Raw genomic sequence first — 13,833 nt, 5'->3', positions numbered from 1 at the left:
ATATGGATTAAGGATAATTAGATTTGATTTTTAAGGATTTCTTCTTCTGTTGTAGGAATAATAAAATAAAATTCAGACCCCTCATCTGGCACACTGTTTACGCCTATTGTGCCTCCGTGGCGGTTAATGATTTCTGAACAGATATATAAGCCAATGCCCAGGCCATTAAACCGATTACTGTTTTCTTCTACCCGATAAAATTTATCGAAAATTTTGTGCTGCTGCTCTTTTGAAATACCTATACCAAAATCTTTCACAGCCAGATAAAGTTTTTCATCTTTAATATGCGTGGTTACATTAACCTGGTTGGTACCTGGGGCATATTTAATGGCGTTGGTGATAAAATTGATGACGACTTGTTCTAAACGCATTTCATCACCAAATATCATGTCGTCTGTTTTACCTAGCTTACTGATTTTAAAATCGGGATTAGATTGCTGTAACATCTCGATCGCATTGTTTACCATATTATCAGCATAAAAGCTTTTCATGTTAAACTTCATCTTTCCGCTTTCGATTTTCGAGATATCGAGCAAATCGACAATTAACTCGTTTAGTTTTTCGAGTTGGATGCTGGCTTTTTCGAGGTGGTTCTGAGCCATTGCTTTATCATCTCTATTAAGGCTGCGCTGCAACAGCTGAATATACCCTTTTACACTTGTTAAGGGTGTTTTAAGCTCATGGCTGGCAATACTGATAAATTCGTCTTTTTTATGCTCGGCCTGTTTCCTGAATTCGATTTCTTCGAGCAATTTTTCCTGCACCTCGTTAAGCTTTCTATTCTGCTCATAAATGCGATAAAATGTTTTTATTTTTAGAAGCAGCACATTAATATCAACGGGCTTGGTGATATAATCCAATCCACCGCTAAGGTATCCTTTTGTAATAAATTTTAACTCGGTATTTACAGCAGAAAGAAATATAATGGCAGTATCTTTTGCCTTACTAAAACCCGAAATGGTTTCGGCTACCTCAAAGCCATCCATATCTGGCATTTGTACATCGAGAATAATCAGGACGTAGTTATTTTTTAAAACTTTTTTCAGCGCTTCTTCTCCAGATGATGCGGTATCAACCTCAAAATTGTGTGCTTGGAGTACTTTCTGTAACGAGATCAGGTTTTCTGGCCTGTCATCAACTATAAGGATCATTTTTATTAAAACAAATAAGAAGCAGGGATAATTACGATTGGTGCTGAGATAAAAACCTCATTAAATGTAAGTAAACAATGTGCTTTTAAAAAAGTTTTTATTTTTTATAAATTACTTGAATTAAAGGTATCGCCCTGTCTAATATCTCCAGTTTCAAAGCCTTTTTTAAACCAATACATACGCTGCGCAGAGGTACCGTGGGTAAAAGAATCGGGTTGAACATCGCCTGTAGCCTGTTTTTGCAATTTATCATCGCCAATGGCATTTGCAGCAGTTAATGCTTCTTCTATATCACCTTCATCCAATTTAAAATCTTTAAGGTTTTGTGCATTGTGCGCCCAAAGTCCTGCAAAAAAATCGGCTTGTAGCTCTAATTTTACTGACAAGCGGTTATATTCTTTTTCACTAACCTGGCCACGTGCCTGATCTAGCTTTTCTGAGATTCCCAATAAATTTTGAACATGATGGCCAACCTCATGTGCAATTACATAAGCCTGGGCAAAATCTCCAGCAGCACCGAAACGGTTTTTTAAATCGTCATAAAATGACAAATCGATATAGACTTTATGGTCGCCCGGGCAATAAAACGGCCCAACATTGGCGCTTGCATTCCCACATGCCGTTTGCACTGCTTCCCTAAATAGTCTGAGTTTAGGATATTCATACTGCTTGCCCATAGCTTGAAATTCTTTATCCCAAACTTGCTCCGTAGATTCTAGAACGCCCGCCACAAACTGGGCCTGTGGGTCGTTAGCTGGTACGCCTTGTTTTACTTCCTCTGTACCTGTAGTAGCCGGAATCTGGCTAACCAAACCCGTTAAATCTTTACCAAAAATTAAACCCAGCACTACGATTATTATACCTACCCCCCACCGAGGATGGTTTTTCCGCCACCACCGCTTCTGCCGTCTTCTACATTATTACTGCCTTTACCAAACCATTGCATAATCTATTTTTTTGTTTAATGAATAACCTTAATTCCGACACAATTGTTATACTAAAGTATAAATTATTTTTATTGATTTATCCATTCTCATTTTTGGCAAAAAAAAGAAGCCAAGTTTAAAACCTGACTTCTCGGTATTGTTTTCCTGTATTCCCTGAAGGATATACTAGTTATTAAAAACAGCAATTGCTTTTGCTATCCTTGCTTTAGTTTCTGCTATGCCCAACAATACAGCAATATCGAAAACACCCGGACCAAATTTACCGCCTACCAGCATAATGCGAAATGGCAACATCAATTCGCCTGGTTTAAAGCCTTTTTCTTCGGCCAAAGCTTTAAAAGCTGCTTCAGCAGTACCCGCATCAGTTAATGTTAAACTATCAGCAAAAGCATTAAAGAAATCAGCTTTTTCTGCTGTCCATTTTGGTTTTACCGAGTTTATATCATACTCTGCCGGTGAATTAAAAAAGTAACTGCTCTGTGCCACAAAATCAGGCAATAATGTACAGCGATCTTTAATTAAATCGATAATTGTACCTAGAAACACTTGATCCTTAACTTCAATTCCTGCTTTTTCGAGCTCGGCTTTAACTGCCAAATGTAAACGGTCAAATGAAGAGTGTTTAATCCATTCGTGATTATACCATTTTGCCTTTTCAAAATCGAATTTAGCCCCGGCCTTACTAATTCTTTCTATCGAGAATTTTTCTTCCAGTTCTTTTAACGAGAATAACTCCTGGTCAGTACCATCATTCCAGCCTAAAAGGGCCAGCATATTGATAAAAGCTTCGGGCATAAAACCCATTTCTTTAAAACCCTTGGTTATATCTCCGGTTTTAGGATCGGTCCAGTTCATGGCATAAACCGGGAAACCTAATCGGTCGCCATCACGTTTACTTAATTTTCCATGTCCATCTGGCTTTAAGATTAAAGGTAAGTGTGCCCATGCAGGCATCTCCGCTTCCCAGCCTAAATACTTCCAAAGTAAAATATGAACAGGCGCAGAAGGCAACCACTCTTCTCCCCTAAAAGCATGACTAATTTCCATTGCCTTATCGTCAACCACAACGGCTAAATGGTAGGTTGGCATTCCATCAGCCTTTAATAATACTTTATCATCAACCAACGAGGTTTCGAAACTTACATCGCCGCGGATTAAATCGTTAAAATGCACAATTTCATCGGCTGGTACTTTAATGCGGATAACATGTGGTGTTTGGGTCGCCAATAACTCTTCAACCTCACTAACGGTAAGGGTTAAAGAGTTGCGCATCTGCATCCGTGTAGCTTGCCCGTATTGAAAATTTGGAATTTCTTTACGCTTGGCATCCAATTCTTCTGGTGTATCGAAAGCGTAATAAGCATAACCATCACTAATTAACTGTTCGGCAAATTTACGATAACTTGCTTTGCGTTCGCTTTGACGATACGGACCATAAGCACCCGGGTTATTAGGGCTTTCATCCGGCGTAATACCGCACCAATCTAAACAGTTCACAATATATTGTTCTGCGCCTTCTACAAAGCGGTTTTGATCGGTATCTTCTACGCGAAGTACAAAAGTTCCATTATTTCTTTTCGCAAACAAATAATTGAACAAGGCAGTGCGCACACCACCTAAATGCAAACCTCCGGTTGGGCTTGGGGCAAATCTTACTCTAACTTTTTTATCCATGATTGAATTGTTGAGCGGTTGGCGCTGGGCTGAAGGCGCGATGAACGCCTATTGCCATACGCAAAGCGCAAGACGCCACAAAGATATGTTTTTCATCCATTTTATAGCGTTTTCATCTGCGATGAAGCTATTATGCTTTCAAAATGATTGCTTTAAGGTTTTTGAAAAAGCATAATGGTTTTGTGTTTTTTTCGTTTTGTTATTGTAATTTGGCTAGCTAAAGCATGAACCCCTATCAAAAGAAACGCCGCTGGAAGTTTTTCCTTCTCATTTTTGCCATCTTAATTGGCATTGCTTCAGTATTTTACACCGATTCTTTTGTAAAAAAAATGGAGCGCGAAGAGGCCGACCAGTTTCACCTTTGGGTAAAAATCCAGGAACGAGCCATGTTTCTTTATGACAATGACGATTATCGTGATATAGTAGAAACCGTAAGAAAAAACACAAAAACTCCTGTAATCATGACAGATTCGGCCGGAATGATTACCTCTTTTAACGGCCTCGACAGTACAAAAACCAATTACCCCATTTCTGATGCCAAATTAACTTACGATAGTCTTTATTTTGTGCGTCAGTTAAGGCAGATGAAAGCACAGCATCCGCCAGATGAAATGAAGTTTTTGGGCAAAAAATTTAAAGCTTACTATCGCGACTCTTTCATTTTAACGCAGCTGAGGTATTTTCCTTATATCCAAATGGGTGTTATTTTCCTTTTCCTGTTAACGGCCTATGCTGCATTTAGTTCGGCCCGACGGGATGAGCAGGATCACGTTTGGGTGGGTTTAGCTAAAGAAACAGCACACCAGCTGGGAACACCAATATCATCGCTCATGGCCTGGACGGAGTTAATGAAATCTAAGTTCGATGCAGAAGATGATCCGCTGATTGCTGAGATGGAGAACGATATTAAACGCCTGGAAATTATTACCGACCGTTTCTCGAAGATCGGTTCTAAACCTATACTCGAAGATCATACGGTTTACATTGTAATCAGCGATTTTATCCGCTATTTTAAAGTGCGAACATCAGACAAGGTTAAATTTAACATTACCGGCGATGAGCAGGTAAGGGCGATGTTAAACGTTCCATTGTTTGATTGGGTGATTGAAAACCTTTTAAAAAATGCGGCAAACGCGATTGAAAACGAAGGCTCTATTTCCATCAATATCATAGAAAATTTAGCCAAAGAGCAGGTTTTTATTGATGTTAGCGATACTGGAAAGGGCATTCCAAGATCTAAGTTCGACGCGGTTTTTCAACCTGGCTACACCACCCGTAAACGCGGCTGGGGCTTGGGTTTATCGCTTACCAAACGGATTGTAGAAAATTACCACAGTGGAGAAATTTTTGTAAAAGACTCTGAACTCGGTAAAGGCACAACTTTTAGAATAATATTAAAAAGCAGTTTAAAATATGAACCGACCACAGCCTAACGAATATCCAACTTGGGGCGAAACCTATATCAGTAAAGTTGATAGAGATATTTTCGAAATATTAAACGATCAGATTCAAAGTCTTCCTGCACTGTTTAGGGCGAATGCCGATAAAGCTGATTATGCCTATGCCGAAGGTAAGTGGACACTAAAAGAAATGCTGGGCCATATTATTGATGCTGAACGTGTTTTTGCTTTTCGGATTACCTGTTTTGCCCGAAAAGAACAGCAGCATTTACCAGGTTTCGAGGAAGATGACTATGTACTGAACGCCCGCTTTGCTGAACGCGATCTGGAAGATCTGATTGAGGAATTCATCGCGCTGCGTAAAGCCAATTTATACCTTTTTAAATCTTTAAATGAAGAAGAATTAAACAGAAAAGGTATTGCTTCGGGCAGAGAAATTAATGTAAAATCTATTTTATTTATTGTAGGTGGCCATATTATTCACCATGTTTCCATTTTAAAAGAACGTTATCATGTGGTTTAAAAATTTTACTGTTGATGAGCTGAACAACCGTCCAAAAAATCATCTTGGAGCACTACTCGATATCCGTTTTACCGAAATTGGTGAAGATTTTATTATCGGAACCATGCCCGTTGATGAGCGCACACACCAACCCGCTGGGATTTTACACGGCGGCGCCTCGGTGGTTTTGGCAGAAACACTGGGTAGTATTGCTTCTTATATGTGTATCGACCCAGAGAAATATGTTGCTGTGGGTTTAGAAGTAAACGCCAACCATTTACGGCCAGTAAAAAGCGGTTTGGTAAAAGGCATCTGCAAACCCTTACATATTGGAGCAAAAACCCATGTTTGGGAAATTAAAATTTACGACGAACGTGGAAAGATGAACTGCATTAGCCGTTTAACCGTAGCGATTATTAATAAACCACAGTAAAAACAACCCGGCTTTATTTAGTTAGTTTTTGCAGGTTTCGTGATAGCAAGTTTTGCAATATTCCGGGTAAGCTCGGTTGGCGAATTGCAGTCGCAGTTACTTAAGCCAACTACGTAAATATCTTCGCTGGGAATGTAAACGCCCATGGTTTTAAATCCAAATATACTGCCACCATGCTCTCTGGTTGCTATTCCATCTATATCTTTAAGGTGCCAGCCATAGCCGTAGCTTAACATTTTGCCGTTATTTAATTTATACGACGAAAACATTTTCTTTGTTTCACTGGCATTGAGCAGTTTATTTTGATTTAAAGCATTCTGCCACTTCAACAAATCAGCCACAGTAGACATTAATGAACCAGAAGAAAAAGGAACGCTAAAACTGATTGCCGTTTTATTTACATAAGTATTTTCTTTTTTCTGGTATCCGTAAGCCCTTTGGTTTATCACCCGCCTGTCGCTGGCATAATAAGAATGGCTCATACCAACCTGATCAAAAATATACTTTTTAATAAAATCCTCGTAACGCTCACCTGAAACCAGTTCTATAAGATAACCCAATAGCACATAGCCTGAGTTATTGTATTCGAACCGCTCTCCAGGAGCAAAATCGACAGGTTCATTTTTGAAAAAGTCGACCATCATTTTAGGCGTCATTTCCTTTTGAGCGATGCTGCCAAGCAATTTTATTTGGGTAAAATCTTTAATGCCCGAAGTATGCGTAAGGAGCTGGTGTATGGTTATTTTATCGCCAGCCGGGTAATCGGTTATATATTTGGAAATAGGATCAGTTACACTCAGCTTGTCCCCCTGCTCCAGCATCATTACCGCAACAGCCGTAAACTGTTTCGTCATTGAGCCTAGTTGGAAAACATTTTCGGGAGTCAGGTTTACCCCAAGTTCCAGATTGGCCTTTCCAAAAGCTTTTTGGTAAATCATTTTTCCTCTTTGGGCAATCATAAATACACCCCGGGCCCTTCCTTATCTTTTAATACTGTGGTAATTAAACTATCTACCCTATTGTTTAGCTTTTGCGCCCTTGCCGGAACAGCATATACTAAACTACAGATTAAAACAAGGAAAAACCCCAGGGCATAAATACGTTTTGGGTTCATTGGTTAAGATTTAATACTTTTATCCTTTTTCGTTATCCAACCATTTCTTTTCTACCAGATAAGAAACGATTAAACCCAATCCACCGAAAATTCCTATGCAACCAAAGTAAATGGCTACTGACTGCCCTTCTTCGCTATGCGTCATATCATTGCCGAATACTCCCCTAACGGTAAAGAGTGCTACCAGCAAGCCAATTCCTAAACCAACTAACAGCAAACCGAACTTTAAACTTAAAAACGGTTTTGGTGTGGCCTTATGCACCCCCGGATCGATTCCTCTTTCGATCATTGCCATTTTCTCTTTGTTAGATAGATAGCGGATTCCGAATACCATTGCGAATGCGCCTAAAAAAAGCGAGATTGGAACTAATATACCTTCCATGATTATAATTTTTTAATTTGTAAATATTCTATTGCTTAAATTGAACCGTGTTCTGTGTATTATGACTACATGCTTTTTAATCAGGTTACACCCTTGCTAAAAAAAATCGATAGCTTTATAAAACATTCAAAATTTCATTGTACAATCAGTTAAAAAATATAGAAATCTTTAAGCCGCTCAGCAATGAAGCTTTAGAAAGGCTGGCTGCTGTTTCCAAACAGGTAGAACATCAGAAAGGAACGATTTTGATCTATGCCGATAAAATTGAACCTTATTTCTATATCCTCGAAAGAGGTATTGCCAGAGCCTATTCTGACGGCGAAAACCAGCAAATAACCTTTTGGTTCGGACAAAGTGGTTCCGTTCTTTTCTCTTTTAACAGCTATATTAATAACAGCCCTGGGTACGAGAACATTGAGCTATTGGAAAACTGCCGTTTAATTCAAATTAGGCTGGCTGATCTTTTTTCGCTTTACGAGCAACATTTAGAAATTGCCAACTGGGGTAGAAAAATTGCAGAACAGGAGCTAATTGCTACTGAAAGAAGATTAATAGACCGGGCTTTTAAAGGGGCGACAGCGCGTTATCAGGATTTCGTAAATCAATCTCCCGAGCTGATTAAAAGAGTAGCCTTAAAACATATTGCTTCTTACCTCGGTGTAACACAGGTTACCTTGAGCCGAATAAGGGCTGCTCATAAATAAAATCATTTTTTAACATTTGTAAAATGTTGCCCGATAAATGTGCCTTAAATTTGCAGAAACACATTTATTATGAACTGGATTATCTTAATTATTGCGGGCCTTTTCGAGGTTGGCTTCACTACCTGTCTTAAATTATCGAACAATTTTTCGAACATAAAATGGAGTACCGCTTTTTTTGTCTGCATTGTTTTAAGTTTCTTATTGCTAAATAAAGCAACTCAAACTTTACCCATGGGAACTGCTTATGCCGTCTGGACAGGTATCGGTGCTGTAGGAACGGTAATTATCGGGATTTTTTACTTCAATGAACCCGCAACCTTTTGGCGGATATTTTTTATCTGCACGCTTATCGGGTCAATTGCAGGACTAAAGTTTTTCGCCTCACATTAGTGGATAACTTGCGAAATTTATAAGACCAATTCGCAAGCAAAACTTCGCAGGTTTCGCCAGAGCCTAATACATGCTTTTTTGGGTTTGCAAGGCACCAAAACTTTGTGCGCAAACCTGATGGTAGCGGCAGCCCCGAAGCATGAGGGCTATAGCGAACAGCAGGACTACAGCCCGCCATGAAAAACTGCCCTTTCATTTCCAAAAAACAAATGTTTAGATTAATTTATCTTTTTTGGAGCGCAATCTCAGTGCAAGAAAAGAACGGAGTTCCCGTGTTCCGCTTGTACGCTTCGGCTTCGTTCCTCAGCCTACAGGGTACCACTTCACCCGGGGCTAAATGGCTAAAACAGTGTTTTATTTTTTTTGAGCAAGACGCAGCAACCCTATTTATAAACCCGATTGCAATGAAAAGCCAACAGCGAAGCGAGGACTTGTAATGGAAAGCGGGACTGAACTCTCCGATGAAAAACCGCCCTTTCATTTCCAAACAACAAATGTTAGATTAACTTATCTTTTTTGGAGCGCAATGCTTATGCAAGAAAAGAACGGAGTTCCCGTGTTCCGCTTGTACGCTTCGGCTTCGTTCCTCAGCCTACAGGGTACCGCTTCTCCCGGGGCTAAATGGCCAAAACAGCATTTCATTTTTAGGGCTGCAGGGTGCACGCACGCTGTTCGTAAACCTGATGGCAGCGGCAGCCCCGAAGCATGAGGGCTATAGCGAACAGCAGGACTACAGCCCGCTATGAAAAACTGCCCTTTCATTTCCCAAAAAACAATTGGCTATTTACAAATAATAATTCCTTTAATGATGTTTCACGTGTAACCTACTTATCTTTAATGTAGTCTTAAGCTAAACATGGAGCAAAAACCTACAGATTTAGAGCTGATCCAGAAGGTATTGAACGGCGAAACCGATCAGTATTCCTTATTGGTAAAACGCCATCAGCGGTTTGTGTTTACGCTTGCTTTAAGATTTTCGAAAAACAGGGAAGATGCCGAAGAAATTGCACAGGATTGCTTTGTAAAAGCATATAAAGCATTGGGCACTTTTAAACAGACGGCCAAATTTAGTACCTGGCTGTACACTATTACCTATACTACGGCCATGACTTTTTTAAGGAAAAACCGCTTAGATACCACATCTATTCATGATGAAGGTACCGTTTTACAGCTCGAAAATCAGACTTCTGGCTTTAACGCTAATGGCTATGAGAAGCAAGACAGCCATACTTTTTTAAATATTGCCATTACCCAGCTTTTACCAGATGATGCGGCTATTATTACCCTATTTTATAAAGGCGAGCAGAGTTTAGAAGAAATTGGCGAAGCATTGCACATGGAGCCCAACACGATAAAAGTTAAGTTGCACAGGGCCAGACAAAGACTTAAAGAAAAATTACAATATTTGTTAAAAGATGAAGTAAAGGAGTTACTATGAACACAATAGAACAACAGCTTTGGGACTATATTGATGGGAATTTGGACGATTCTTCAAAAAAAGCCATCGAAGAAAAAATTGAATCGGATGCTGAGATTAAATCGCAGTATGAGGAACTGTTAAAGCTTAATTTAGTTTTTAATGAACTCGATCTTGATGAACCTTCCATGTCTTTCAACAGGAATGTAATGGAAAGTGTGGCCACAGTACCCGCGCCGGTTGCCATGAAAACACGGGTTGATAAAAACATTATCTATTGCATTGGAGGTTTTTTCGTAATCTCATTACTAGCCTTATTTGGCTATGTGCTTTACCATTCGGACCTGAATATGCCTAAATTCGACTTTAATGTTAACCTGAACTATAATTTAGATCAATACATTACCCCTACTGTGCTATATAGCTTCTTATTTATCGACCTGGTGATCGGATTGATATTTCTTGATCAGTTTTTGAGGAAAAGGATAAATAAACATTAAAACCTAGCTTGTTTATGCCCGCAGATTAAGCTGATTTACACAGATTTATTTTGACTTCTGTGTTTTCTGCGAAATCTGCGGGAAACTTTTAACCCAGTTTTTTAAGGATCTCCAATCCTTCTGGCCACTCCCCGAAACCTGCATCGGCATTAATATGGCCAGCACTACCGATATTAATAAATTCGCTTCCCCAATTTTTGGCAAAAAACTCAGCCCTTTGTATAGTTACCCATTCATCATCAGTACTGGCCACAACAATTGTTTTAAAGTTTAACTTATCCAAAGGCACATGATCGAAACCAACTGTTGCAAATGTATAACGCGGCGCTTCCAAATCGCTTGGCGCAACCAATAAGGCCCCTTTAATTATCCTTTGGTATTGTTTTGCCCAGTTAGCTATTGCAGTACAGCCTAGGCTATGGCCAATTAAAACTACATCGTTAAGATTATAACCGATAAGGGCATTATCTATATTTTCGATCCAATCTTTACTTGCCGGTAAGTCCCACTCCTGTTGATCGATGCGGATAAAATTGTCTCCTGATTTTTCGAAGTGCGTTTGCCAATGGTCTGGACCAGAATTGCCCAAACCCGGAATGATGAAATAATAAGCCATGATCTGTGAGGTAGAAAAAGAAAATAAAAAAGGCCGCCATCGCAAGAAAGCAGCCTTCTCTGTAAATATGATAAATAAATTAAATTACTTTCACATTAACGGCATTTAAGCCTTTTTTACCGTTAGCAACTTCGTACTGAACTTTGTCGTTTTCACGGATTTCGTCGATAAGACCTGTTGAATGAACAAAAATTTCGCTATCGCCATTCGCAGGGATGATAAAGCCAAAACCTTTAGTTACATTGAAGAATTTTACTGTGCCTTCTTGCATTGTATTAAATATTAAAATTAAGTATGCAAGGTAAGTTTTAATTTTTAAAATCAAAATAAATTTTAACATTTTTTTAACGTTAAAATTTTGTAAATAGCAGATTACTAAGGCTTTTTAATTGCCTTCCCAATTATTGTCAGGGTAATTTCGCTATTGTGCGGAATCCCTAATGTCGTTCCAGGAGCTACATCAAAAAGGTTTCTAACATAGATATCAGCAATTCCCTGAGCCACCTTTTTTTTAGCTTCAGCATTCTCAGGAAGCACGTTATAAACCGTTTTTACGTGTATCCCACCCTGAAAATCGACAACCGCTGCAACCTGGTAAGCAAAATCTTTATAAGCCCGGTCTATCCTGATAATATACTGTGGAAACATATAATCATAAGCCTCGGTTCTGTTATTTGTCCGGTCTACCGTACTGATTTTTTCGACCCTTGCAATTTTGCTCTTAGGAATAAACTGAACTGGGTTTGTAGCGGCAAAAGCACTATCGCTATTGAGGTTAACCTTGGCCGAACGTTTTTCGATAAAAGCGGTATCGGCTTTGGTGGGTTTTTGCAGATCGGCAGCCTTGGCTTTCAATTTATTTTTAATGTAATCCTGTGCATAAAAGGTCATGTTTACATCCGAGCGTATATCGGCGGCAATTACCTTTCCGTCTACCTGTATACGTTGAAAAACCAGACTATCTTTACTGATGTGCTTTACCTTAAAAAATTCTGCAGCGAAATTATATACGTTTCCATGATCATATTGCATGTAAAACTTCTGCATCTTCTTTTTCTGCGGGCTCCAGGCCATCATGGTGTCTTCTTTAGCCACTTCAATAATCCAAGATGGTTTTTGCATAAAACCTTCCGCATTAAAAGAAAGTCCATTTTTAAAGCGTCGTTTTACCTCTTGATAGCGAATGCCTTTTACAGGCTCGAAAGTAAAATCTCGTAACGTTGGGTCGCTGGTTTTAGAGCCAAACTTACACGACGAAAGCCACAGCATAAAAAAGAAAAAGTATAAGGTGTTTTTAAACATTGCAATAAAAAATATGCCCCTAAAATAAGTAATTATCTAAAAAGGCCTTTAAGTTTTAAGTAAAATGCACCTGAACTGCCATAATTTAAACTTGCAGGGTATTTTCCAATAAAAGTTTCCTGCCTTACGCAACGATCAATCATGAGGGTCATGAAAGCTTCCGCTACAAGGAGCAGCCTTGCATGAGTATCATGAAAACCCGCTGCAGTGTGCAGCACCAAATCATGAGGGTCATGAAAGTTCGCCGCGCACTGCAGCAGCAAATCATTTAAACTAAGCGCAACTTATTTTTTCTTCACCAATATTACATTGGCTATCTTGCGTTGCCCCTCGTGATCCCACTTTTTATTATCGGTAGGATAATTAATTACGCCATTACCGGGCATTCCGTTTACCCACAAAGTTGTAGAACCACCACCATCAAAGTTAATGGCACTGGCACAGCCTAACCAATGCATTAATTTGGTTAGTTCGAACAAACTCATGCCTGCAGAGTTTTCGTTCCTTCCATCAACGGTTAATAAAATCACACGCCCGTTTGGTTTTATGCCCAGGCAGGTACGCGGATGGCGTAAGCGGCTAAAACCGGTAGTATCCAACGTTTCATCAACATGGTTCAAGGTTAATAAAGGGCCGTTTAACAAAACATTTTCAGCAGTCAGTTTGGTTTCCCAATCGGTTGTTCCATCCCACTTTTTGATCGAAATTTTTCCCTTCTCAATTACAACCGCAGCTTCTTGATGCCTTGCCCGATTTCCATTCTTATCCAAACGGTTAGTATTAATGGTTTTTCCATTAACGCGAACAAAATCTACCGAACCTCCGTTTTTCACATCGAAAAAATTGCCATTTATTGCAGCAATTGCTGTATCGCGTAACCCGAAATTACTGGTAGTAATCAGTTCTTTCGCTTCTGCACCAATAGCAAAAACGGCCTTTCGACCGGTATTTTTTATTTCTAAAAATGAAATATTTTCATTTGCAGCGAAAAGATTTTTCTGATCAAAGTGATGCTGAAATAAAACCACCTGCCTGGCAATTCTATTTTTATGCCATTTGGTTTTTACGATGGTTAATGAATCTGTACTTTGGCCAAAAGCAGATAAACCGTATGTGAATAAGGTAGCTACAAACAATAATCTTTTAAACATAATGGCTGTTTTAATCATAAAATTAGAAAACTGTTGCGTGTTTAGCTCAAAGCATCAAGAATTATACAAACGTGGTCAATAAAAAACCCCGCAGGTTTTGAAAACCTGCGGGGTTGCTAGCGCGAGCGATCAATTGAATGATCTACACTA

General features: G+C 39.2%; 16 protein-coding genes and 1 pseudogene. 7 read left to right on the top strand and 10 right to left on the bottom strand.

Annotation, left to right across the window (positions count from 1 at the left end):
* Positions 1–17 precede the first annotated feature (17 nt).
* The 3 genes and pseudogenes from H9N25_RS20610 to gltX form a co-directional block, all read right to left on the bottom strand.
* Positions 18–1,151, bottom strand: coding sequence for a hybrid sensor histidine kinase/response regulator (locus H9N25_RS20610; RefSeq protein ID WP_167295980.1), 1,134 nt, complete (start codon positions 1,149–1,151; stop codon positions 18–20).
* A 104-nt stretch (positions 1,152–1,255) separates the two neighbouring features.
* Positions 1,256–2,097 (bottom strand): annotated as a pseudogene (ypfJ, locus tag H9N25_RS20605) (KPN_02809 family neutral zinc metallopeptidase).
* Between the two features lie 166 nt (positions 2,098–2,263).
* On the bottom strand, positions 2,264–3,772 hold the full coding sequence (gene gltX / locus H9N25_RS20600; RefSeq protein WP_190327081.1) for a glutamate--tRNA ligase: 1,509 nt from the start codon (positions 3,770–3,772) through the stop codon (positions 2,264–2,266).
* A gap of 224 nt (positions 3,773–3,996) precedes the next feature.
* Here gltX and H9N25_RS20595 point away from each other — a divergent pair, with 224 nt between their 5' ends.
* From H9N25_RS20595 to H9N25_RS20585, 3 genes are read left to right on the top strand one after another with little or no spacing between them, the layout of a single operon-like run.
* Positions 3,997–5,205, top strand: a complete 1,209-nt coding sequence (locus H9N25_RS20595) for a sensor histidine kinase (RefSeq protein ID WP_190327080.1) — start codon at positions 3,997–3,999, stop codon at positions 5,203–5,205.
* Positions 5,186–5,695, top strand: coding sequence for a DinB family protein (locus H9N25_RS20590; RefSeq protein WP_190327079.1), 510 nt, complete (start codon positions 5,186–5,188; stop codon positions 5,693–5,695). Before H9N25_RS20595 ends, H9N25_RS20590 begins: the two co-directional genes overlap by 20 nt.
* Positions 5,685–6,107 (top strand): hotdog fold thioesterase, encoded by a 423-nt coding sequence (locus tag H9N25_RS20585; protein ID WP_167295975.1) that lies wholly within the window; start codon positions 5,685–5,687, stop codon positions 6,105–6,107. Before H9N25_RS20590 ends, H9N25_RS20585 begins: the two co-directional genes overlap by 11 nt.
* Positions 6,108–6,124: 17 nt before the next feature.
* On the opposite strand, the gene H9N25_RS20580 is transcribed toward H9N25_RS20585, so the two are convergent.
* From H9N25_RS20580 to H9N25_RS20575, 3 genes are read right to left on the bottom strand one after another with little or no spacing between them, the layout of a single operon-like run.
* Entirely contained in the window at positions 6,125–7,045 is a 921-nt protein-coding gene (locus H9N25_RS20580) for a serine hydrolase domain-containing protein (protein WP_255524503.1), read from the bottom strand.
* Between the two features lie 17 nt (positions 7,046–7,062).
* Positions 7,063–7,221: a hypothetical protein gene (locus tag H9N25_RS24725; protein WP_223833455.1), complete on the bottom strand. Its 159-nt coding sequence runs from the start codon at positions 7,219–7,221 to the stop codon at positions 7,063–7,065.
* Between the two features lie 19 nt (positions 7,222–7,240).
* Positions 7,241–7,603: a DUF6249 domain-containing protein gene (locus tag H9N25_RS20575; protein WP_190327078.1), complete on the bottom strand. Its 363-nt coding sequence runs from the start codon at positions 7,601–7,603 to the stop codon at positions 7,241–7,243.
* Positions 7,604–7,740: 137 nt separating this feature from the next.
* Between H9N25_RS20575 and H9N25_RS20570 the strand changes: the two genes are divergently transcribed.
* The 4 genes from H9N25_RS20570 to H9N25_RS20555 all read left to right on the top strand — a co-directional run bounded on the left by H9N25_RS20570 (position 7,741) and on the right by H9N25_RS20555 (position 10,614).
* Entirely contained in the window at positions 7,741–8,307 is a 567-nt protein-coding gene (locus H9N25_RS20570; protein ID WP_190327077.1) for a Crp/Fnr family transcriptional regulator, read from the top strand.
* A gap of 69 nt (positions 8,308–8,376) precedes the next feature.
* Entirely contained in the window at positions 8,377–8,697 is a 321-nt protein-coding gene (locus tag H9N25_RS20565) for a DMT family transporter (protein ID WP_167295971.1), read from the top strand.
* An 856-nt stretch (positions 8,698–9,553) separates the two neighbouring features.
* Entirely contained in the window at positions 9,554–10,135 is a 582-nt protein-coding gene (locus H9N25_RS20560) for an RNA polymerase sigma factor (RefSeq protein WP_167295970.1), read from the top strand.
* The gene (locus H9N25_RS20555; RefSeq protein ID WP_190327076.1) at positions 10,132–10,614 is read left to right on the top strand and encodes an anti-sigma factor family protein; all 483 of its coding nucleotides are present in this window, start codon (positions 10,132–10,134) and stop codon (positions 10,612–10,614) included. The genes H9N25_RS20560 and H9N25_RS20555 overlap by 4 nt, the downstream gene beginning before the upstream one ends.
* A gap of 88 nt (positions 10,615–10,702) precedes the next feature.
* Here the strand turns inward: H9N25_RS20555 and H9N25_RS20550 are convergent, their stop codons facing one another.
* The 4 genes from H9N25_RS20550 to H9N25_RS20535 form a co-directional block, all read right to left on the bottom strand.
* Positions 10,703–11,230 (bottom strand): RBBP9/YdeN family alpha/beta hydrolase, encoded by a 528-nt coding sequence (locus H9N25_RS20550; RefSeq protein ID WP_190327075.1) that lies wholly within the window; start codon positions 11,228–11,230, stop codon positions 10,703–10,705.
* Between the two features lie 79 nt (positions 11,231–11,309).
* Positions 11,310–11,501 carry a cold-shock protein gene (locus tag H9N25_RS20545; protein ID WP_010599196.1) on the bottom strand — a complete coding sequence of 64 codons (192 nt, stop codon included), beginning with the start codon at positions 11,499–11,501 and terminating at the stop codon, positions 11,310–11,312.
* A gap of 104 nt (positions 11,502–11,605) precedes the next feature.
* The gene (locus tag H9N25_RS20540; protein WP_223833454.1) at positions 11,606–12,499 is read right to left on the bottom strand and encodes a hypothetical protein; all 894 of its coding nucleotides are present in this window, start codon (positions 12,497–12,499) and stop codon (positions 11,606–11,608) included.
* A 317-nt stretch (positions 12,500–12,816) separates the two neighbouring features.
* Complete coding sequence (locus tag H9N25_RS20535) at positions 12,817–13,683, bottom strand: phosphodiester glycosidase family protein (RefSeq protein ID WP_190327074.1); 867 nt, start codon at positions 13,681–13,683, stop codon at positions 12,817–12,819.
* Positions 13,684–13,833: the final 150 nt, after the last annotated feature.

It is taken from the genome of Pedobacter riviphilus (genome assembly GCF_014692875.1).
Taxonomy (GTDB): Bacteria; Bacteroidota; Bacteroidia; order Sphingobacteriales; family Sphingobacteriaceae; genus Pedobacter; species Pedobacter riviphilus.
This window is presented reverse-complemented; position numbering and strand designations above follow the sequence as displayed.

Excerpts from the sequence above, each read along its gene's own strand:
- H9N25_RS20610 (WP_167295980.1), bottom strand. The coding sequence starts at position 1,151 with ATGATCCTTATAGTTGATGACAGGCCAGAAAACCTGATCTCGTTACAG.
- H9N25_RS20550 (WP_190327075.1), bottom strand. The coding sequence starts at position 11,230 with ATGGCTTATTATTTCATCATTCCGGGTTTGGGCAATTCTGGTCCAGAC.
- H9N25_RS20565 (WP_167295971.1), top strand. The coding sequence starts at position 8,377 with ATGAACTGGATTATCTTAATTATTGCGGGCCTTTTCGAGGTTGGCTTC.
- H9N25_RS20545 (WP_010599196.1), bottom strand. The coding sequence starts at position 11,501 with ATGCAAGAAGGCACAGTAAAATTCTTCAATGTAACTAAAGGTTTTGGC.
- H9N25_RS20595 (WP_190327080.1), top strand. The coding sequence starts at position 3,997 with ATGAACCCCTATCAAAAGAAACGCCGCTGGAAGTTTTTCCTTCTCATT.
- H9N25_RS20555 (WP_190327076.1), top strand. The coding sequence starts at position 10,132 with ATGAACACAATAGAACAACAGCTTTGGGACTATATTGATGGGAATTTG.
- H9N25_RS20585 (WP_167295975.1), top strand. The coding sequence starts at position 5,685 with ATGTGGTTTAAAAATTTTACTGTTGATGAGCTGAACAACCGTCCAAAA.
- H9N25_RS20535 (WP_190327074.1), bottom strand. The coding sequence starts at position 13,683 with ATGTTTAAAAGATTATTGTTTGTAGCTACCTTATTCACATACGGTTTA.
- H9N25_RS20560 (WP_167295970.1), top strand. The coding sequence starts at position 9,554 with ATGGAGCAAAAACCTACAGATTTAGAGCTGATCCAGAAGGTATTGAAC.
- gltX (WP_190327081.1), bottom strand. The coding sequence starts at position 3,772 with ATGGATAAAAAAGTTAGAGTAAGATTTGCCCCAAGCCCAACCGGAGGT.
- H9N25_RS20590 (WP_190327079.1), top strand. The coding sequence starts at position 5,186 with ATGAACCGACCACAGCCTAACGAATATCCAACTTGGGGCGAAACCTAT.
- H9N25_RS20575 (WP_190327078.1), bottom strand. The coding sequence starts at position 7,603 with ATGGAAGGTATATTAGTTCCAATCTCGCTTTTTTTAGGCGCATTCGCA.
- H9N25_RS24725 (WP_223833455.1), bottom strand. The coding sequence starts at position 7,221 with ATGAACCCAAAACGTATTTATGCCCTGGGGTTTTTCCTTGTTTTAATC.
- H9N25_RS20580 (WP_255524503.1), bottom strand. The coding sequence starts at position 7,045 with ATGATTTACCAAAAAGCTTTTGGAAAGGCCAATCTGGAACTTGGGGTA.
- H9N25_RS20540 (WP_223833454.1), bottom strand. The coding sequence starts at position 12,499 with ATGCTGTGGCTTTCGTCGTGTAAGTTTGGCTCTAAAACCAGCGACCCA.